Here is a 21,728-nt window from a genome sequence, read left to right on the forward strand (position 1 = left end):
GTCTCCGACGGCTGGTCCATGGGCGTCCTCGTCCGGGAGATGGTGGCCTTCTACGAGGCCTTCGCCACGAACAGCACACCGGTTCTCACGCCGCTGCCCGTGCAGTACGCGGACTTCGCGGCGTGGCAGCGAAGCTGGCTCCAGGGCGAGGCACTGGACGCGCAGATCCACTTCTGGAAACAGCAGCTCTCCGGGGCGCCCCCTGCGCTGGAGCTGCCCACGGACCGGCCGCGCCCGCCCGTGCAGTCGCACCGGGGCGCCACGGTGGACGTGCACATTCCCTTGGAAGTGTCGCAGGCCCTGAAGGCCTTGGCGCAGAGGGAAGGCGCGACGCCCTTCATGCTGCTGCTGGCGGCCTTCCAGGTGCTGCTGTCGCGCTACTCCGCGCAGGATGACATCAGCGTGGGCACGCCCATCGCGGGCCGTACCCAGGCGGAGACCGAAGGCCTCATCGGCTTCTTCATCAACACGCTCGTCCTGCGCGCCCAACTCAAACCGCGCGCGACGTTCCGGGAGCTGCTGACCCAGGTCCGAGGCACGACCTTCGCGGCATTCGAACACCAGCACCTGCCGTTCGAGAAGCTGGTCGAAGCCGTGCAGCCCACGCGCGACCTGAGCCGCAGCCCGCTGTTCCAGGCCATGTTCGTCCTGCAGAACACGCCCACCGAGGCGCTGCGCCTGCCAGGGCTGTCCTTCCAGGCCCTACCGCTGGAAGCCCACTTCGCCAAGTTCGACCTCTCCCTGGGTCTGCGCGAAGGCCCGGACGGCTTCGTCGGCTCGTTCGACTTCGCGACGGACCTGTTCGACGCGGCGACCATCCAGCGCATGGTTGGCCACTTCGGCGTGCTGCTGGAGGCCATCGCGAAGAAGCCGGACACGAAGCTTGGCGACCTGCCGCTGCTCACGAATGCTGAGCGCCAGCAGCTCCTCGTCGAATGGAACCCACCCGCCTCGCAGGTGGCGCGTGAGCCCAGCATCCCCGCGATGGTGGAAGCCCAGGTGCGCCGCACGCCGGATGCCGTGGCAGTCATCACGCCCGAGCGGCGACTGACGTACCGGGAACTGGACGCGAAGGCCAACCAGCTCGCTCACCGCCTGCGAGGCCTGGGTGTCGGGCCCGAAGTCCGTGTCGGCCTGTGCGTCGAGCGCACCGAGGACCTTGTCATCGGTGCCCTCGGCATCCTCAAGGCCGGTGGCGCCTACGTGCCGCTGGACCCCAGCTACCCGCGGGAGCGCCTGGGCTGGCTGCTGGAGGACGCTCAGGGGCCTGCCCTCGTGGCGCATACGCACCTTCTGCAGGCCCTGCCGGAGACCACTGCCACACCGGTGTGCCTCGACACGGACGTGGAGCTGGCAAACCAGCCCACCACGGCGCCCACGGTGGACATCCACCCGGGACACCTCGCCTACCTCATCTACACCTCCGGCAGCACCGGCCGTCCCAAGGGCGTCGCCATCTCCCACGGCAATGCCGTCTCCTTCCTCCACTGGGCCCTGGAGACTTTTACCCACGAGGAGTTGAAGGGCACCCTCGCCGCGACGAGCCTCAACTTCGACCTCTCCGTCTTCGAGCTCTTCGCTCCTCTCTCCAGCGGTGGCGCGGTGGTGGTGGCACGCAACGCCCTGCACCTGGCGGAGCTGCCCACCGCCTCGCACGTCACCCTCGTCAACACCGTGCCCTCCGCCATGGCGCAACTGCTGCGCCTGGGCGCGGTGCCTCCTTCCGTGCGTGTCATCAACCTCGCGGGCGAAGCCCTCCCGGAGACGCTCGCCAAGCAGGTGTACAGCGTCCCGACGGTGCAGAAGCTCTTCAATCTCTACGGGCCTTCCGAGGACACCACCTACTCCACCGCCTCTCTCGTCGGCCGTGACGAGGTGCCGCTCATCGGCAGGCCGCTGCCCGCGACGCGTGCCTACGTCCTGGACGGCGCGTTGCAACCAGTGCCCGTGGGTGTCGCGGGCGAGCTGTACCTCGCGGGTGAAGGCCAGGCTCGCGGCTACCTGCTGCGCCCGGACCTCACCGCGGAGCGCTTCGTCCCCGAGCCCTACGGGCCTCCCGGTGGCCGCATGTACCGCACGGGCGACCGCGTCCGTTACCGCCTCGACGGGCGCCTGGAGTACCTCGGCCGCATCGACTTCCAGGTGAAGGTGCGTGGCTTCCGCATCGAGCTGGGCGAAATCGAAGCCGCCCTCCGCCGTGCCCCGGGCCTCAAGGACGCCGTCGTCGTCGCCAAGGGTGAGGCCGCCGACAAGCGCCTCGTCGCATACGTCACACCCAAGGCGAATGCTTCACTGGAGGTAGAGGCTCTCAAGACGCACCTGCGTCAGGGCCTTCCTGAGTACATGGTCCCCACCACCTTTGTGGTGTTGGAGGCCCTTCCCCTCAACTCCAACGGCAAGGTCGACCGCAGGGCCCTCCCGGAGCCGGAGGCGCCTCAGGCCGGTAACACCTACGAAGCGCCCCGCACGGAGGTCGAAGCGAAGCTGGCCTCCATCTGGGCCGAAGTCCTGCGTCTGCCCCAGGTGGGCGTGAAGGACTCCTTCTTCGAATTGGGTGGACACTCGCTGCTGGCCACCCAGGTGGTGTCGCGCGTGCGGGCGGAGTTCAGCGTGGAACTGCCCCTGCGCGCGCTCTTCGAGTCGCCCACCGTGGAGGCACTCGCGGTTCGTCTCTCGGGACTCACCCGCACGAACACCTCCCCGCTCACCCGCGTCTCGCATGACGGTCCGCTGCCGCTGTCCCTCGCGCAGCAACGCCTGTGGCTCATTGATCAGCTCGAACCGGGCAGCCCTCTCTACAACGTGCCCGTCGCCGTCCGGCTGGAGGGCCACCTGCGCATGGACGTACTGGAGCGTGCCCTGCAGGAAGTCGTGCGCCGACACGACGCCCTGCGCACCACCTTCGCCCAGGTGGACGGCGAACCGGTCCAACTCATCCATCCTGACCATCCGCTGCCCCTGGGACTCGTGGACCTCACGGACGTGCCGGAGACGCAGCGCGAGTCCGAAGCGCGGCGTCTGGTGGACACGGAGATGCGCCGGCCCTTCGACCTGCGCACAGGGCCGCTCCTCCGCACGCTGCTCTTCAAGCTCTCCGAGCGCGAGCACGTCCTCGTCGTCACGATGCACCACATCGTCTCCGACGGCTGGTCGCTGGGCGTGCTGGTGCGTGAAGTCACCACGCTCTACGCGGCCTTCTCCGCTGGGCAGCCGTCGCCCCTGCCTGCCCTTCCCGTGCAGTACGCGGACTACTCCGACTGGCAGCGCCGCACGCTTTCGGGTGAGGCGCTGCGGCAGGAAGTGGCCTACTGGGAGGGCAAGCTCTCCGGCGCCCCTGCCGTACTGGAGTTGCCCACCGACTTCCCCCGCCCGGCCGTCCGGAGCAACGCGGGCGCGACCCTGGGCTTCACCCTGTCGCGGGAGCTGACGGAAGCGCTCCGGAGTCTGGCCCACCGGGAAGGCGGCTCGCTCTTCATGGTGCTGCTGGCTGCATGGCAGGGCCTGCTTGCGCGCTACACGGGACAGCAGGACATCAGCGTGGGCTCGCCCATCGCGGGCCGCACGCGAGCGGAGACAGAGGGCCTCATTGGCTTCTTCGTCAACACGCTCGTCCTGCGCGCGAAGGTGGATGAAGGCCAGTCCTTCCGGTCGCTGCTCCAGCAGGTGCGCGCCACGGTGCTGGAGGCCTACGAGCACCAGGAGGTGCCCTTCGAGAAGCTGGTGGAGGTCCTCCAGCCGACGCGCAGCCTCAGCCACACGCCGCTCTTCCAGACGCTGCTCGCGCTCCAGAACGTGCCCACGGAGGACGTACGGCTGCCAGAGCTCCGTCTCCGCGCATTGGAATCTACTCAGTCGACGTCGAAGTTCGACGTGAGCGTCTTCCTCACGGAGACGTCCGAAGGCCTGCGAGGCACGCTGGAGTACAGCACCGCTCTCTTCAAGCAGAGCACCGTGGAGCGGATGGCCGCCCACCTGCGCACGCTGCTGGAGGCCGTGGCCGCGAAGCCCGAGCAATCCATGGCCGGGCTGTCCCTCCTCTCCAGCGAGGAGCGTCAGCGTGTCCTCGTCGAGTGGAACGACACCGTCGCAACCAGCCCGACGGAGGTCCCCGTCCACGTGCACTTCGCCCAGCAGGCTCAGCGTACGCCTCACGCTGTCGCTCTCGTGCTGGGGGATGATTCGCTGACGTACGCCCAGTTGGATTCACGCGCGAACCAACTGGCCCATCACCTGCTGGCCCTGGGCATTGCCCCGGGTGCGCGCGTCGGCCTCGCCGTCGAGCGCTCGTTTGAGTTGGTGACCGCGCTCCTTGCCATCCTCAAGGTGGGCGCGGCCTTCGTCCCCGTGGACCGCAATGCACCCGTGGAGCGTATCGCCATGCTGCTGGAGGATGCGGACGTCAGCGTGACGCTCGCACACCAGCCCTTCGCTTCGTTGCTCCCCGCCACTGGCACCCGCGTCTGGCTGGATGCCCAGTCCGCGGAGATTGCCGCGCGGCCCAAGCATGCGCCGGATGTTCGCGTGAAGGGTGAAGCCCTGGCCTACGTGATGTTCACGTCAGGCTCCACGGGTCGCCCCAAGGGTGTCTGCGTACCCCACCGGGGCATCACGCGGCTGGTGCTCGGCAGCACCTTCATGCGCTTCGGCGCGGACGAAGTCTGGCTGCAGTTCGCACCCGTTGCCTTCGACGCGTCCACGCTCGAAATCTGGGGCGCCCTGCTGCACGGTGCGAAGCTTGTCCTCGCCCCGCCGCACTCCCTGTCGTTGGAGGAACTGGCCGCCCAGTTGCGTCACCACCGCGTGACGTCACTCTGGCTCACCGCCGCCCTCTTCGAGCAGATGGCCCTGCACCAGGGCGAAGCGCTCGCGGGCGTGCGACAGGTCCTCGCCGGTGGCGACGTGCTGCCTGCCGCCCGTGTGCGCGAACACCTCGCGCGTCTCCCGGAAGGCTCCACCTTCATCAATGGCTACGGACCCACGGAGAACACCACCTTCTCTACAACCTTCGCCATGCAGCACGGCACGCGCGTGGAAGGCGCCGTCCCCATTGGCCGGCCGCTCTCCAACTCGACGGTGTACGTGCTCGACGCGCACCTGCATCCAGTGCCCGTGGGTGTCGCCGGTGAGGTGTACGTGGGTGGCCAGGGTCTGGCCTGGGGCTACCTGAATCGCCCCGAACTGACCGCGGAGCGCTTCGTCCCCCACCCCTTCGCCTCCTCTCCGGGCGAGCGCCTCTACCGCACGGGCGACAAGGCTCGCTGGAAGGAGGACGGTACGCTCGACTTCCTGGGCCGCGTCGACTTCCAGGTAAAGGTGCGTGGCTTCCGCATCGAGCTGGGTGAAATCGAAGCCGCCCTGCGCGCCTTCACCGGCGTCAACGAGGCCATCGTCGTGGCGCGCGGCACGGACGCGGACAAGCGTCTCGTCGGCTACGTCACCGCTCGCGAAGGCCACTCTCTGGACATGGACGCGCTCAAGGCAGGACTCAAGCAACACCTGCCCGAGTACATGGTGCCCTCGGCCGTCATGGTGCTGGACGCCCTGCCCCTCAACGCCAACGGCAAGGTGGACCGCAAGGCGCTGCCAGAGCCCGACGCCCACGCCGTCGAAGCACGGGACTTCGTCGCGCCTCGCGACGCGCTCGAAATGCAGCTCGCACGCATCTGGGAGGACGTCCTCGGCGTCCCCTCCGTCGGCGTCCGCTCCAGCTTCTTCGAGTTGGGCGGCCACTCCCTGCTCGCCGTGCGCATGGTCGCCGCCGTGCGCGAGCGCCTGGGCCAGTCGGTTCCCCTCTCCGTCCTCTTCCAGCAGCCCACCGTCGAGAAGCTCGCCCAGGTGCTGCGCGACGACTCCCAGGCCTGGACGCCCCTTGTTCCGCTGGAGCGCGGAGAGCCAGGACAGCGGCCCCTCTTCCTCGTCCACCCTGGTGGCGGCAACGTCCTGGCCTACTCGGAGCTGGCGCGCAGGCTCGGCCCGTCACTGCCCGTCTACGGCCTCCAGTCGCGGGGCCTCGACGGACGGCCCGTCGCTGAGTCGATTGAAGAGATGGCCGCCCTCTACCTCGAAGCCATCCGCACCGTGCAGCCCCATGGCCCCTACCAGCTCGGAGGCTGGTCTCTCGGCGGCGTCATCGCCTACGAGATGGCCCGCAGGCTGCGCGAGGCCGGTGAGGCCGTGGACCTGCTCGCCCTCATCGATGCCCACCTCCATGGCCTGACGAAGCCTGCCCAAGCCGAGACTCAGCTCGACGCCGAGTCCCGCGCGCGGCTCGCCTTCGCCCATGCCACCGCCACCGCCTTTGGCCAGCACCTCTCCGTCCCGGACGAAGCCCTGGCACAGGACGACGACGCGATGCTGGGCCACCTGCTCCAGGAGGGACTCCGGGCGCGAATCCTCGACGCGCACTCCGGCCCGGCCCAACTGCGCGCCCTCTTCAACGTCTTCCGGGCCAACCTCTTCGCCCACGAGAAGTACGTCCCCCAGCCGTACGACGGCACTGCCTTGCTGCTGAGCGCCACCACTGTCGCCGCAGGCACTCCGCGCCACCGGGGCTGGGAGCCGCTCGTGCGAGGGGGCCTCCAGGTGCACGACGTCCCCGGTGGCCACCACGAGCTGATGCAGGACCCGCACCTCGGGCCTGTCGTCGAGCACCTGCGCCGGGCCCTGTCGTCCCTCACGCAGGCCGAAGCCACCGGCAGTTGACCCCTGCTCCCCCCTTCCGTGTCCGCGCTCCGGGCACGGAAGGGGCAACGCCCGAAGCTAGAGCTTCAGCCGCTTGAACACGGGCTCCGGGATGCTGCGGATGATGAGCATGATGAGCGCCCAGAAGCCGGGGACGTAGACCTCGTTCTTGCGCCCGTCCGCGGCCTTCAAGAGGCCGCGCGCCACCTGCTCCGGCGACGCGAACAGCTTGTTCTTCGGCACGTGGGCCGTCATCGGCGTGTCCACGAAGCCGGGCTTCACCGTCACCACCGCCACGCCGGACTTCGCCAGCCGGTTGCGCAGGCCCTGGAGGAACACGGTCAGCGCGCCCTTGGACGCGCCGTAGACGTAGTTGCTCTGCCGGCCGCGGTCTCCCGCCACCGACGAAATCACCACCAGCGTGCCGGCCTTCTGCGCCTCGAAGCGGTTGGCCAGCTCCGTCAGCAGCGACGCGGCGGAGAGGAAGTTCGTGCGCAGCACCACCTCCGCCGCCGCCCACGAACGCTGGCTCTCCGCCTGGTCTCCCAGCACGCCATGCGCCAGCACGGCCCCGTCCAGCCCGGCCAAGGCCTGCCACGCGCGCTCCACGAGGCTCGCGTGCGCTTCACAGTCGTTCAAGTCCAGCGCGCGGAACTCCACCTTCTGCGCGCCACGCGTGGACGCATCCCGGGCCACCGCCTCCAGGTTCGCGGCGTTGCGGCCCACCAGGTACAGCGAGGCCCCGCGCGCGGCGAGCAGCCGCACCGTGGCCTGGGCAATGGCGCTCGTGGCGCCGAGGACAATGACTTTCTTCATGGGATGGCGGCCTGACGGTCTTCCTGCGCGGGCAGGGGCAGCGGCACCGGGTTCACCCGGCGCCAGAAGGAGGACGAGAACGCGGGATCGATGTACGCGGAGAACTGCTCCCGCATGGGGAAGTACGCCGCGAAGCTCTCCGGGCTCATGCGCGCGTCCTTGGCCGGGTACACCGCCCCGCCCGCCTCGCGCGTCACGCGGTCCAGCGACTCCACCAGGCGCCACGTCTTCTCGCCCTGGTTCGCGAAGTCCAGGGCCAGCGTGTAGCCGGGGCGCGGGAAGGACAGCCACCCGGGGGACTTCAGGTCGCCGAACGTCTTGAGCACGGACAGGAAGCTGGGCAGCCCGCCCCGCGCGCTGCGCTCCAGGAGCTCCTTCAGCGCGTCGCGCGCGGTGGCGTGGGGCACCACGCACTGGAACTGGAGGAAGCCCCGGCGGCCGTAGATGCGGTTCCAGCCGTACACGCTGTCGAGCGGGTAGAAGAACGGATCGTAGTGCACGAGCCGGGGGGACGGCTTCATCCGCTCCCGGTGGTAGTACAGGAAGTTGAACGCCGACACCGACAGCCGGTTGAGGCAGAAGCCCGGCAGGTCGATGGGCACCGCGAGCCCGCTGCCATGCGACAGGTGGCTCTTCGCCAGGGGCAGCCGGTCGAACTGCGTGGGCGCGAAGTTGCCCCGGTAGAACAGGCCGCGCCCCAGCTTGCGTCCCCGCGCCAGGCAGTCCACCCACGACATGGTGAAGTCGTGGTCCGCCTCGGACTCCGCGGACACGCGCATGAAGCCGTCCAGGTTCTCGAACGGGACGGTCTCTTGAATCACGAAGGGGTTGCGGATGGGCTGGAGCTGCACCTCCGCCCACGTGATCAGCCCCGTGAGCCCCAGGCCGCCAATCGTCGCGCCGAACCAGTCCGGGTTCTCGTCGGGCGCGCACATCCGGCGGCTGCCGTCCGAGCGCACCAGCTCGAACCTCCGCACGTGCCGGCCGAACGTCCCGGCCCGGTGGTGGTTCTTGCCGTGCACGTCGTTGGCGATGGCGCCGCCCACCGTGACGAACTTCGTGCCCGGCGTCACCGGCAGGAACCAGCCGCGCGGCACGGCCAGGCGCAACAGCGTGTCCAACGACACGCCTGACTCGCAGCGCACCACGCCCGTCGCCGGGTCGAAGTCGATGAGCCGGTCCAGGCCCGCGGTGAGCAGCACCGTGCCTCCGCCGTTGAGGCAGGAGTCGCCGTAGCTGCGGCCCAGGCCATGCGGCAGGACGGGCCCGTCCACCTGGGGCAGCGCGTCCGAGCGCCACACCAGCGCGCGCGTCCGCTGCTCCACGCGGGGGAAGCGTCCCCAGGAATCCGACGTGCTCATCGCCACGCTCCCGTCACGTCGCCACCCACAGCACCAGCGCGGCGATCGCGCCCACGACGTAGCTGACGCGGTCCCTCAGCGCGAAGACGAGCGGGTCCTCGTTCACGAGCCCCCGGTGCGCCAGCAACCAGATGCGCCCCACCCAGTACAGCATCACCGGGCACAGCAGCCACAGCCGCTCCGGGTGGGCATACAGCGCCGTGACCTCCTTGCTGGTGATGTAGAGGGCCAGCACCAGCACCGACACCTGGCCCGCCGCCGCGCCCAGGCTCGCGAGCTGCTCGTAATCCTGCGCCAGGTAGCCGCGCCCGGGGGCGGCGGTCTCGTTGGACTGGCGCAGCCGCCGCACCTCGCTCAGCCGCTTGAGCAAGGCCAGCGACAGGAAGAGGAAGGTGCTGAACATGAGCAGCCAGCTCGACGTGGGCACCCCCACCGCCAGCGCGCCGCCGAAGATGCGCACCGTGTAGAGGCCCGCCAGCACCAGCACGTCCAGCATCACCACCTGCTTGAGCCGCATCGAGTACGCCAGCGTGAGCACGAAGTACGCGGCCAGCAGCCCGGAGAACGACAGGGGCAGCGTCGCCAGCCCCAGCGCCGCGGCGCCCCCCAGCAGCAGCGGCGCCAGCACCACGCCCGCGCGCACCGGCAGGGCCCCGGACGCGAAGGGCCGCTTCGACTTGGACGGGTGCCGCCGGTCCGACGCCAGGTCCAGCAGGTCGTTGATGATGTACACGCTGGAGGCGCAGAGGCTGAAGGCGGCGAACGCCAGCACCGCGCGCGGAGCCATGCCGCCCTGGGTGGCCTTGTGCGCCGCCAGCAGCGGCACGAAGACGAGCGCGTTCTTCGCCCACTGGTGCACGCGCAGCGCCTTCACCCAGGGGCGTATCCCTCCGGGCGGGGCCTCGAAGACGCGGTGCACGGGACGGCCCAGCGCCTGGGCCTGGCGCAGCACGCCCGGCGCCGCATGCACCACGATGACCTGCCGGCACTCGCGCCACAGGTGCAGGTCCACCGCGTCGTTGCCCGCGTAGTCGAAGCGGCCCAGCAGCTCGCGCAGCCGCTCCAGCTTCCGCGCGCCGGACAGGTTCACCCCGGCTTCGCTGGCGACCACGGCGTGGAAGAGGCCCAGGTGGGCGGCCACCGCGTCGGCGATGCTCCGGTCCGCGGCCGTGGCCAGCACCAGCCGCCGCCCCCGGGCGTGCTCCTCGCGCAGGAAGGCGACGACCTCCGCGTTGTACGGCAGCGAGGTGACGTCCAGCCGCGCGCGGCGGGCCACCTCCGCCTTGAAGAAGGCCTTGCCCCGCAGCACCCACCACGGCACCAGCAGCAGCAGCCACGGCGCGTGCTTGAGCAGCACGAGCAGGTTCTCGTGCAGCGTGTCCGTGCGCACCAGCGTCCCGTCCAGGTCGACCGCGAGCGGGACGTCGGGGGCATCCTCGGGAATGGGGGTCTGGGGCTGCATGAAGAGGGCCCGCAGGGTAACCCAAGGGCCCGGGGCGTCCCACCGCTCCGTACCTCCACGGTCGCCGAAGTCCCTCCAGGCGACGGTCCTCCCGGCCGCCATCCGGGCGGGAGGGCGTCCCGTCCGGGCCTCAGAGCGACTTCAGGAAGGCGAGCAGCGCGGCCCGGTCCTCCCGGGGCAGCCGCACGTAGCGCGCCTGCGCGGGGGCCGCCTCGCCGCCATGCCAGAGGACGGCCTCCTCCAGGGAGCGGGCCCGGCCGTCGTGCAGGAAGCGGGTGTGCCGGTTGACGGCCTCCACCAACCCGATGCCCCACAGGGGCGGCGTGCGCCACTCGCTGCCCGTGGCCAGCCCGTCCGGACGCCCGTCCGCCAGGCCCTCGCCCAGGTCGTGCAGCAGCAGGTCGGTGTAGGGGTAGATGACCTGGCGGGAGACCTCGTCGAAGCCCTCCACGGTCCCCGTCTCCTGGGGCGTGTCCACGTGGCACGCCGCGCAGCCGATGGCGCGGAAGACGGCATGGCCCCGCTGGACCTCCGGCGCCTCCCAGTCGCGCCGCTTGGGCACGGCGATGAGGCGCATGTAGATCATCAGCAGGTCCATGTCGTCCTGGGACACCTCCGGTTCACCCGGGGCGTCCCGGCCCTGCTCCTGGCGGTAGAGCGTCGTGGTGACGCCCATGTCCGCGACGAGCGCATGCGCCACCTGCTGGCGCAGCGTGGGCTGGTTGGCCTTCCACCCGAAGCGGCCCAGGCGCGTCTCGCCCGTCTCCACGTCGAGCACCCGGTTGACCCGGCCGGAGATGCCGTCCTGGTCGCGGTCCTCGGGGTCGGCGCGGGCCACGATGTCGGCCTCCGGCAGCGCCTCCAGCAGGCCCAGGCCGAAGTTCACGGGCGACACGCGGGCGGAGAACAGGGCCCCGTCGCCCAGGGGGCCGTGCACCAGCCCCTGGAACTGGTAGCGCGGGCGCACGAGCGAGTACGGCTCACCGGTGGCGAAGGCGCCGCGCAGCTCCTCGAACTCGACGCGGACCTGGCCCTCCGGGACGTGGCCCTCCACGGCGTGCATGTCCAGTTGCATGCCGTACAGCGGGTGGGGACTGGCGCCGTCGGGCGCGCTCAACTGGAACGCCAGCGAGACGGGCGCCTCCGTGGGGCTCGCGGGCGGCTGGCCCCGGCCGTCCTTCACGTGGCAGGTCATGCAGCCGGTGGCGCTGAAGAAGGGCCCCGCCACGGCGGGACGCAACCGCGAGTCGCTCCAGTCGCGATCGAAGACGCCCTTGCCCGCGTAGAAGTCCGGCCAGCGCGAGCGCGGCATGTTCATGGGCGCGCGTCCGAAGGCGTTGCGGCCGGTGTCCGTCACCGTGGTGGCGCCGCCGGACTGCTCCACGTGCGGCAGGACGACCGGGGGCAGCGCGCCCAGCACCAGGGGTTCGGGGCGGCGGACGACGGTGGCCCATGCGGCGCCGATGAGCAGCGCTCCGGCGGAGATGCCAGCGAGAGACCAGGGCACGCGCATCGTCACGACTCCTCGACAAAAAATGACAAAGACAGACAGACACCACCGGGCGGGAACAGGAGCCCCCGCCCGGTGGAGGGACAGCCTACTTCTCCTGGCCGAAGGACTCGCCCGTCACGAGGAAGTCCGTGGCGCTGGCGTTCACGTCGATGCCGGAGAAGTGGCGGTACGGGTAGGCGCCATCGCCAATCTCCTCGATGAACTCCGCCGTGTCGCCGACGATGGTCTGGCCGTTCGCGCCCTTGAGCGAGAACGTCGTGCCCGGCGAGCCCATGCGCCAGCCGCAGGCGCCGTCGAGGCTGCTGTCACCACCGTGGAGGTACGAACGGTAGGAGAAGAAGTGCCAGTGCATGTTCCACCAGTTCACGAAGGACCACCAGTCGTAGAACGTGATGACGAAGGCCTGCGGCTGGTGGATGGTGTCCACGAGCCGGCCGTCGCGGTACACGTTCATCCGGTACGAGCCCGAGGGCGAACCGGTGAAGCCCGGCGTCACGTTCACCTGGCGGTCGGCGCTGGAGGTGATGCTCAGCGTGCTGACGACCTGATCGCCGTCGCGCGCGGACAGGGTGAGGCTGCCCTTCTGGCTGCCCACGCGGATCTGCGCCTGCTGGGACCAGGTGATGCCGGCGTTGAACGAGCTGGAGACGCCGTCCGTCTTCGCGTCCTTCAGCCCGGAGACCTGCACGCCCTTCTCGGAGACGGCCAGGGACGCGTTGCCCTTGGCGCAGGTGGTGATGCCGTCGAACCGCTGCACGCAATCCGCCTTGGCGGACAGCGTCGCGGACTGCGAACCTTCGGGAGACTGCGTCGGCTCACCCTGGCAACCAGCCACCAGGCTCAGGAACGCAGCCGCCAGGAGGCGACTCGTCATCTTCAAATGCATGTGTGGGACCTCGACTGTGTGGGGGACACTGTCTGCTTCACTCACAACGGGCGGAGACGCGGGGTCCGGCAGACGGATGCAAGGGGAGGCACCGGACGCGCGTTCCACCCCATCCCCCTGCACCTGCCACGCCACCTCCCAAGGTTTCGGGGCTTTCCTCGGAAGGCCCCGCCGCGGATGACACGGGTGTCGTGGCCGCTGTAGCGCCGCCGGTTACAGGAGCGCGGGAGCGTGTGTCCCCCGGTGTCACAGCCACGCGCCCGGTGTCTTGCGCCGGGGCCGGCACGGGGCTAGGGAATCGCCCCTCGTATGTCGGCGCTCGCGGAACTGCTCGAAGCCATCCGGGAGGAGTCAGGCCCGGCCACGTGGTCCGCCGGACAGGCCCTGTCTCGCGCGGGGGTCGTGTCGGTGCAGTCCGTGGACGAGGAAGAGGTCGTCCTGCGGGTCCGCATCCCCGGCCGCCCCACCCCGCTCACCACGACCCTCTACCCCGAGGATGAAATCTGGGAGTGCGACTGCCGGGGGAAGGCGGACCCCTGCGAGCACGTCATCGCCGCGGCCATCGTCCTGCGGCAGGCGGAGGGCCGGAAGGCCACGGCGGCGGCGTCCCCTGCCCGCCCAGGTCCGACATCCTCCGCGCCGCGCCCCGGCACCGCACCCAAGCCGGAGCGGCTGGTGTACCGCTTCAAGCGCGCGGACGGAGGCCTCCAGTTGGAGCGGCTGGTGGTCCGGCCGGACAACACCGCGCGGCTGCTGGCCCGGAGCCTCGCGTCCGTGCTCCAGAACCCCGTGGAGGCCGCGCGCATCCAGGTGGAGCCGTGTGATCTGCTCGCGGACAAGCTGCTCGCGCAGCCCACACGCGGCGCGCTCCCGCAGAGCAAGCTGGACGCCCTGCTGCACGTGCTGGAGAAGGCGCGCACCGTCCTCTTCGACGGCCAGCTCGTCTCCGTCTCCAACGAGCAACTCCTCCCGCGAGTCACCGTCGAGGACCGGGGCGAGCAGACCGTGCTCAAGGTGGAGAAGGATCCACGCATCCATGAGCTGGTGAGCCCCGGCGTCGCGCTGTGCGCGGGCGCGCTCTGCCGGCTGGGGGAGCTGTCGCTCACCGGCGCGCGGCTGGAGAACCTGCCCCAGGAGCGCGTCTTCGCCCCGGAGCAGTTGGCGGACCTGACGAGCAAGGTGCTGCCGGACTTCGCCAGGCGCATGCCGGTGGACGTGAAGAGCCGGCGGCTGCCGCCCATCGACCGGACGCTCAAGCCGCGCATCTCGCTGGAGCTGGACAAGCTCGACACGGGGCTCTCGGTGCTGCCCACGCTGGTGTACGGCTCGCCGCCCACCGCGCGCATCGACAACGGGAAGCTCGTGTACCTCCAGGGCGCCGCGCCGGTGCGCGACGAGCCCGCGGAGACGAAGCTCATCCACCAACTGCGGGACGAGCTGAACATGGCGCCGGGCCGGCGCGTGACGGTCCACGGCAAGGAGGCCGTGCAGCTCGCGGACAGGCTGCGCAAGTGGCGCGGAGGCCTGACGGGGAACGCCGCGGGGGTGGTCAGCCCGGACGTGAAGCTCCGGCCGATGCTCACGCTGGACACGGCCACCACCGACGCGGGCGTGCCGCGCGTGGGCTTCTCGCTCGACTTCCAGGTGGAGGGCCTGGGCCCCGGCGAGAAGCGCACCGTGGACGCGGGCGCGGTGATGCGGGCCTGGGAGGAGGGCCTGGGGCTGGTGCCGCTGGAGGGCGGAGGCTGGGCGCCCCTGCCCACGGGCTGGCTGAAGGCCCACGGCCAGCGGGTGACGGACCTGCTGGCCGCGCGCGAGCGGGACGGCCGGCTCGCGAACCACGCCATCCCGCAGCTCACCGGCCTGTGCGAGGCCTTGGAGCACCCCGCCCCGCCCGTCATGGAGCGGCTCGCGCCCCTGGTGCAGGGCTTCGAGAAGCTCCCCGAGCCCCTGCTCCCGAAGGACCTCACCGCGACGCTGCGCCCATATCAGTTGCAGGGCGTGAGCTGGCTCACCTTCCTGAGACAGGCGGGCCTGGGAGGCGTGCTGGCGGACGACATGGGTCTGGGCAAGACGCTGCAGACCATCTGCACGTTGGGCAAGGGAACGCTGGTGGTGGCACCCACGAGCGTGCTGCCCAACTGGGAAGCGGAGGTGAAGCGCTTCCGCCCGTCGCTGAAGGTGTCTGTCTATCACGGCGTGGGGCGCACGCTGGACGAGTCCGCGGACGTGACGCTCACCACGTACGCGCTCTTGCGGCTGGACGCGGCCCTCCTCGCGGCGAAGACGTGGGACACGGTGGTGCTGGACGAGGCGCAGGCCATCAAGAACCCGGACAGCCAGGTGGCGCGAGCGGCCTACGAGCTGGACGCGGCCTTCCGCATCGCGCTCAGCGGCACGCCCATCGAGAACCGGCTCGAGGAGCTGTGGAGCCTGATGCACTTCACCAACCGGGGCCTGCTGGGCGGTCGCAAGGCGTTCGAGGAGCGCTGGTCCCGGCCGGTGTCGGAGAACCAGAAGGGCGCCGCGGAGGCACTGCGCGCGCGCATCCGCCCCTTCGTGCTGCGCAGGCTCAAGCGCGACGTGGCGCCCGAGCTGCCACCGCGCACGGAGGCCGTGCGGCACGTCACCCTCACGGAGCAGGAGCGCGCCGTCTACGACGCGGTCCACGCCGCGACGCGCGAGGAGGTGGTGTCGCAGCTCGAGGAGGGCGGCAGCGTGCTGAAGGCGCTGGAGGCGCTGCTGCGCTTGAGGCAGGCGGCCTGTCATCCGGCGCTGGTGCCGGGGCAGCAGGCGAGGACGTCCTCGAAGGTGCAGGCGCTGGTGGAGGCGCTCGGCACGGCGGTGGCGGACGGGCACAAGGCGCTGGTCTTCTCGCAGTGGACGTCGATGTTGGACCTCATCGAGCCCGCGCTGCGCGAGGCGGACATCGGGTTCATCCGCCTGGACGGAGGCACGGCGAACCGGGGCGCGGTGGCGGCGTCCTTCCAGGACGAGAAGGGAGCGCCCGTGATGCTCATCTCGCTGAAGGCGGGAGCGACGGGGCTCAACCTGACGGCGGCGGACCACGTCTTCCTGGTGGACCCGTGGTGGAACCCGTCGGTGGAAGCGCAGGCGGCGGACCGGGCGCACCGCATCGGGCAGCAGCGCCCGGTGATGGTGTACCGGATGGTGTCCCAGGGCACGGTGGAGGAGAAGATCCTCCTCTTGCAGGAGAAGAAGCGGGCCCTCTTCGAAGCCGCGCTCGGAGGCGCCACGGGAGGCGCCGCGCTCACGCGAGCGGACCTCATGCAGTTGTTGGATTGAGCGATTCCGAGGCGGGGTGGAGGGCGCAAGTCCCCTCCCCCGCCCTGCCTGCGTGGGGCCCGTGACGCTGGACGTCACACCAAGCATGCGCATCGTCTCGGAGGACACCGTTCAATCCGAGAGGGAGTCACACCATGCCAGCATCCATTCCCGACAAGATGAGGGCCGCGGCGCTCGACCGCTTCGGAGGCCCGGAGGTCCTGGGCATCAAGACCCTCTCCGTGCCCACGTGTGGCGACGATGAGGTGCTCGTGCGCGTCGTGGCGGCGGGAATCGGTGCCTGGGATTGGATGGAGCGCGAAGGGCAGATGGCCGGGATGATCCCAGGCGGCCCGAAGTTCCCCTACGTGCCCGGAGCCGACGGCGCGGGAGAAGTCATCGCGGTGGGCAAGAAGGTGAAGGACTTCAAGGTCGGAGATCAGATCTACGGCTCCGCGTTCTTGAGTTCCAAGGGAGGCTTCTACGCGGAGTACGTCGCCGTGAAGGAAGACCAGGCGGCGAAGGTGCCCAAGGGGTTGAAGGTGGAGCAGGCGGCGGTGCTCGCCGCGGACGGGCTCACGGGGCTGCTGGGCCTGGAGGAGCACCTCCAGCTCAAGCCAGGGCAGAAGCTGCTCATCTTCGGCGCCAGCGGAGGCATCGGGCACATCGCCGTGCAGCTCGCGAAGAGGATCGGCGCGAAGGTGCTGGCGGTCGCGTCCGGGCAGGACGGCGTGGAGTTGGCGCGGAGGCTGGGAGCGGACGCGGTCGCGGAGAGCCACCAGGAGGACCTGGAGAAGGTCTGCCGCGACTTCGCGCCAGAAGGCTTCGACGCGGCGCTGGTGCTGGCCCGGGGAGACGCCGCCGAGCCCCTGCTACTCAACGTCCGCAAGGGAGGGCGCATCGCCTATCCGAACGGCGTGGAGCCGGCGCCCAAGGGGCCGGAGGGCGTCGAGACCAAGGCCTACGACGGCATCCCCAACCCCCGGGTGATGAAGCGGCTCAACGAGCTGATTGAAGCGGGGCCGTTCCACCTGGAGATTGGCCGTCTCTACGCATTGGAGGAAGCCGCGAAGGCCCAGCAGGAGGTGCTCAAGCACCACCTGGGCAAGTACGCGATGAAGATCCAATGACACTCAATGCGGTCCCACGTCCTTCGTGGGGGTGCTGAGCATCCGCACCGCCACGGATCGGCACTCCGAGCAGACGACCCCGGTGCGCTCCCAGTGCACCTGCGCCTCGAGTTCACCGGGGTCCGCGGAGCCCTCATCCAGCCGGCGGACCATCTCCGCGAGCACCTCCGCGGGATTGCCCTCCAGGTCATCCGAAGGGTCGAGCAGGTCCTGCTCCCCTTCCAACACCAGACTGAAGCGGTAGTACACGGCATGCGCGGCGATGACGCGTCCGCACGTCGCACAGGTCTTGGACTGCGGGCCGGTCATGGCGGTAAGGATAGCAGGAAGCGCACCTGGCACAGGCTTGTCAATGCCCTTGCCGTACCTCTTGTGGGGAATACAGAGCGCTCCTGGCGCTCTGTAGGGTTGTCGCGTCCGTGCCCACTTGAAAGGGCGGCGCGTCAGGCACCGCGAGAAGAACCGGCACGGTCGGAAGGGGCTCCCCATGATCCGGCTGCTGCACACCGCCGATTGGCAGATGGGCCTGCGAGCGAAACACGTCGCGGGCGCCGCCGGTGCGATTCGTGACGCGCGACTGGACGCCGCGCGCCAGCTCATCCAGACCGCCAACACCCGAAGCGTGGACGCCGTGGTGCTCGCGGGCGACATCTTCGAAGACACTTCCGTCGGAGATCGTCTGGTCCATGAGGTGCTGACAGTCCTCAAGGCCTCCCGAGCCCCGGTCTATGTCCTTCCTGGCAATCACGATCCGCTGACCCCGGACTCCGTCTATTTGCGTCCATCGTGGAAGGGGCGTCCTCCACATGTCCACATGCTGGATTCGGACAAGGGTGTCTCCATCCCAGGAACGGGGGCGCTCCTGCTCCCGGCGCCACTGAGGCAGAAGAAGGGGCTGAAGGATCCGACCGCGACCTGGGGACCTCGTGTCGAGGGTAATGACATCCGAATCGGCGTGGCGCACGGCTCGCTTCGCATCGAAGGCAAGCACGCGGCGGACGACTTCCCCATCGCCCTGGACACAGTGACGCGCAGCAACCTCGACTACCTGGCACTGGGCCATTGGCATGGCCAATACGTCCACCAGAAGCGCGCCGCCTATTCGGGGACACACGAGGCCACCAAATTCGGCGAGGACGGCGCCGGCCAGGCCCTCCTGGTGGAGATTGCCTCCCATGGAGCGATGCCCCAGTTGACGGCCATCCCCACGGGCACACTCACCTGGAAGACGCTGGAGCTGGATATGAGTCTGGGAGGCGGGCTGGAACTCGCACGGGTGCGCACCGCCGTGTCGGAGTGGACGAGCCCGGAGAAGACGCTGTTGCGACTGCGCACCCGGGGAACGTCCTCGGAAGAGGACACGGCCGCCCTGAACGCGCTACTGGATGAGCTCCATGGACAGGGGCTCCTCCACGTCGAACTCGACCGGCAGGACGTGCCTCGTCAGGCAGCGGAGGGGCGGCTGGCGGAGTTGGTCCCTTCCAGCGCCCTTCTCACGGCCCTGGTGGAGAGCCTGAGCGCGAAGGCGCCGGTGCCTGGAATACCCGTCACACCTGAAGCCATCCAACCCGCGGCCCGGCAGCTTCTGTCAGAGTTCGTCATGGAGATCTGGAAATGATCATCCGGCGCCTTCGCATCCAGAATGTCCGCTGCTTCCGCAATCCCATCGAGCTGTCCGGTCTCGGGCTGGGCGTCCATGTCATCCACGCACCCAATGAGACAGGCAAGTCCAGCCTTATCCTGGCCATCGCCCGAGCGCTCTTCGATCGCTACTCGTCCAGGGACCGGGCCATCCATCAACTCCAGCCCTGGTCGACCGGGCTGTCCCCTCGGGTCACGCTGGAACTCGAGACCGGCGGGAAGCGCTATCGGCTGGAGAAATCCTTCCTGGACAACGCCTCCAGCCAGCTCAGTGAGTGGACTGGAACCCGCTTCGAACACCTTGCCGACTCACAAGATGCGGACGACCGAGTGCGCGGCTTCCTTACCGCCACCGGACCGGGAAGCGGCGCCACGAAGGTCGGGCACTGGGGCGTGGCACGCCTTCTGTGGCTGAACCAGGCTCCGGAGCGCCACGAAATGCCGGGACTGGATGGCTCCCTGAAAGCAAGACTCCTGGAGACTTTGGGCGTCGCAGCCCTGAGCGCCGAGGAGCAAGCCCTGATCAAGGAGGTGGAGACCGCCTACTGCCGCTTCTTCACCCCGAAGACCCAGAAGCCTGTCGCGGGCAGCGAACTCGTCCAGCGCGAGGAGAAGATTAGGGACCTGAAGGCGACCGTCGCGAGGCTGATGCAGCGCAAAGAGGAGACCAGCCGCAACGCGGACGACATCACGGAAAGCCGCCTGCACCTGACGAGGCTGTTGGAGGAGAAGGGTGGCTACGAGAAGCAGCTCACCGAACTCCAGGAACGCATCCAGGAAGAGGACCGCCAGGAGCAGGCCCTCTCCCTGTGCCGCAAGGATGTCGAGCGTCACCGTCAGCGATGGCACGACCTGGACCAGAAGCAGCGCACTCTCCAGGAGCTACAGATCAAGACGGCGAAGCAAGAAACCCTGGTGGCCCAGAAGCAGCCCGCCGTCCAACAGGCGCAGGAAGTGCTCAAGGCTGCCGAAACCGCATCGCAGGGAGCCCGGGAACACCTCAAGGGAGCACAGGCCGCCGCGGAGAAGGCAGAGCAGCGGTTGGAGCGGGGACGGCTGCTGGAGAAGGCCCTGGAAGTCCGCGAAGGGCAAAGCCAGGTGGAGGGGCACATCAAGCAGGGACTGCGGCTGGAGGCCGCGCTTCAGGGCAGTCTCAAGAAGACCGCGGGAAGCCCCCTGACTGAAGCCAGCGTCAAGCGCGCGGAGGAGTTGGAGAAGAAGCTGCTGCTGGCCCAGAGCAAGCTGGACGCCCAGGCCATTGAGGTCTGCTTCAAGGCGGAGGGCCCCCAGGTCATTGAATGGGAGGAGCATGGGACGGCCCGTGAGCACAAGCTCGCCAAGGCCGAGCAGAAGCGCTTCTCCGGCGTGACCTCGGGAGAGCTGCGCATCAAGGGCGTGGGAACCTTGAACGTCCGCACAGGCGCGGACGAACTCGGCAAACTTCAATCGGATGTCGACAAATGCCGCAAGGATCTCGCTCGCCGTCTGCACGAGCACGGCGCCAAGGATCTGGCCGGCCTGCGAAAGGCATGGGAGGACCAGCGGGCTGCGGCCCAGGTGCACCAACACCACCAGGAAGCACTTCAGTCCTTCCTGGATACGGTGGGTGTCACCAGCATCGACGCATTGAGGGAGCGGCAGCGCACGTTGGCGGGAGAGCTGGGGAGTCTGGCGGCGCAGCTCGGCATCGCCGTCGAGGCGCTCACGCCCCAGCAAGCAGCCGACATCGAAACCCTCTCTGAAGCGCTGAAGCAAGCCAGGCGCGAGGTGAAGCTCCGGGAGAAGATGCGGGACGAGACGGACTCACGGTTGCGGCTGGCGGACCAGCAACACCGGACCCTCACCCTTGAACAGGAGCGCGCGATCCAGGGCGCGAGGACCCTTCGGCAGACCCTGCAATCCCAGTTGGAGGGGCTGGGCTGCTCCCTCGAGGATCTCGACACCCAGGTCGAACGCGCGGAAGCCGAAGTCCAGCGACATGAGGCCAGGGCCAGGAAGCTGGAGGCCGCGCTGCCCGTCCCCGAACAGCGCGCGACGACCCAGCGGGGCAAGCTCCAGGAGGCTCTCGGGCGCATCCAGGACGATGAGCAGGTCACTCAGGCACGGATCATCCGTGCGGAAGCGATGATCGAACAGGCAGTGGCCGAGGACCTCTACACGCAACTGTGTGTCGCCGAGGAGGACCTGGAGCAGGAGCAGCAACGGTACAACCAGGCCCACCTGAGGGCCGAGGCCGCGAAGGCGCTGCGGGCGCTGACAACCGCATGGCAAGAGCAGGTGAGCCACTCCTTCGTCAGTCCCATCGAGGAAGAGGTCCATCGCCGGCTGAAGTTCATCCGGGGTGAGGAAGCGCCCGGGCGCATCCAGTTGGACGCCGATTTCGGGGAAGCGCAGATGCGGACCGATACCGGGTCGAAGCCCCTTGAGTCCTTCTCATGGGGCACCCAGGAGCAGACCCTGTTCGCGCTCCGGCTGGCCATTGGCAACCTGTTGTCCACGCAGGGGCCCAGGCCAGAGCCTCAGCTCGTCGTGCTGGATGATGCCCTGGTCAACACGGACGCGGGTCGGCACCGGCGGGCACTGGAGCTGATTGAGTCCGCAGGAGAGAAATTGCAGATCCTCATCCTGACCGCCTTCCCGGAGCGCTACCGGACCGTCCAGGGGATGAAGTCTTTTGATTTGAAGGCTCTTGCACAGGCATCCTGAGCAGACAACCTGGGAGTCGACATGCTCGCCGCGGAACTCCATGGAAAGCTGGGAGACGGAACGAACGCCAGGGACCGGATGGAGGACGTCCTCACATCCAATGTCTTTGGCCTCCTGAGATGCATGGAGTCACCAGACCTGCTCGTCACCTGGCTCGGGGAGTCACGTCCCGGAGGTCGTGTCAATTGGAGTGGAAACGCGTCAGGCGGCGCGACGAGTTCCCTGCGGTAGCATGACGAGGTTGCCG

General features: G+C 69.2%; 11 protein-coding genes. 5 read left to right on the plus strand and 6 right to left on the minus strand.

The annotated features are described in order from the left end of the window. A partial coding sequence (locus K8556_RS37815; RefSeq protein WP_223744999.1) for a non-ribosomal peptide synthetase occupies positions 1-6,702 on the plus strand: 6,702 nt, incomplete at its 5' end. A 57-nt stretch (positions 6,703-6,759) separates the two neighbouring features. Here the strand turns inward: K8556_RS37815 and K8556_RS37820 are convergent. The 5 genes from K8556_RS37820 to K8556_RS37840 form a co-directional block, all read right to left on the minus strand. Further along, positions 6,760-7,497 (minus strand): SDR family oxidoreductase, encoded by a 738-nt coding sequence (locus tag K8556_RS37820; RefSeq protein ID WP_223745000.1) that lies wholly within the window; start codon positions 7,495-7,497, stop codon positions 6,760-6,762. Next, complete coding sequence (locus K8556_RS37825; protein ID WP_223745001.1) at positions 7,494-8,858, minus strand: FAD-binding oxidoreductase; 1,365 nt, start codon at positions 8,856-8,858, stop codon at positions 7,494-7,496. Before K8556_RS37825 ends, K8556_RS37820 begins: the two co-directional genes overlap by 4 nt. A 13-nt stretch (positions 8,859-8,871) precedes the next feature. Continuing rightward, positions 8,872-10,320 carry a UbiA family prenyltransferase gene (locus tag K8556_RS37830; protein ID WP_223745002.1) on the minus strand — a complete coding sequence of 483 codons (1,449 nt, stop codon included), beginning with the start codon at positions 10,318-10,320 and terminating at the stop codon, positions 8,872-8,874. A gap of 130 nt (positions 10,321-10,450) precedes the next feature. Beyond that, positions 10,451-11,833, minus strand: a complete 1,383-nt coding sequence (locus K8556_RS37835) for a di-heme oxidoredictase family protein (RefSeq protein WP_223745003.1) — start codon at positions 11,831-11,833, stop codon at positions 10,451-10,453. A gap of 85 nt (positions 11,834-11,918) precedes the next feature. Beyond that, on the minus strand, positions 11,919-12,707 hold the full coding sequence (locus tag K8556_RS37840) for a hypothetical protein (protein WP_223745004.1): 789 nt from the start codon (positions 12,705-12,707) through the stop codon (positions 11,919-11,921). 321 nt (positions 12,708-13,028) lie between these two features. Here K8556_RS37840 and K8556_RS37845 point away from each other — a divergent pair, with 321 nt between their 5' ends. Both K8556_RS37845 and K8556_RS37850 read left to right on the plus strand, forming a co-directional pair. Then, entirely contained in the window at positions 13,029-16,025 is a 2,997-nt protein-coding gene (locus K8556_RS37845; RefSeq protein WP_223745005.1) for a DEAD/DEAH box helicase, read from the plus strand. Between the two features lie 134 nt (positions 16,026-16,159). Beyond that, positions 16,160-17,134 (plus strand): NADP-dependent oxidoreductase, encoded by a 975-nt coding sequence (locus K8556_RS37850; RefSeq protein WP_223745006.1) that lies wholly within the window; start codon positions 16,160-16,162, stop codon positions 17,132-17,134. A 3-nt stretch (positions 17,135-17,137) separates the two neighbouring features. Here the strand turns inward: K8556_RS37850 and K8556_RS37855 are convergent, their stop codons facing one another. Continuing rightward, a complete protein-coding gene (locus tag K8556_RS37855) occupies positions 17,138-17,443 on the minus strand; it encodes a hypothetical protein (RefSeq protein ID WP_223745007.1) in 306 nt (101 codons plus the stop codon). A gap of 178 nt (positions 17,444-17,621) precedes the next feature. On the opposite strand from K8556_RS37855, the gene K8556_RS37860 reads away from it, so the two are divergent. Both K8556_RS37860 and K8556_RS37865 read left to right on the plus strand, forming a co-directional pair. Further along, the gene (locus tag K8556_RS37860; RefSeq protein WP_223745008.1) at positions 17,622-18,752 is read left to right on the plus strand and encodes a DNA repair exonuclease; all 1,131 of its coding nucleotides are present in this window, start codon (positions 17,622-17,624) and stop codon (positions 18,750-18,752) included. Next, positions 18,749-21,481: a hypothetical protein gene (locus K8556_RS37865; RefSeq protein WP_223745009.1), complete on the plus strand. Its 2,733-nt coding sequence runs from the start codon at positions 18,749-18,751 to the stop codon at positions 21,479-21,481. Before K8556_RS37860 ends, K8556_RS37865 begins: the two co-directional genes overlap by 4 nt. The last annotated feature ends 247 nt before the right edge of the window (positions 21,482-21,728 follow it).

The organism is Corallococcus sp. AS-1-12, from assembly GCF_020036995.1.
Classification (GTDB): domain Bacteria; phylum Myxococcota; class Myxococcia; order Myxococcales; family Myxococcaceae; genus Corallococcus.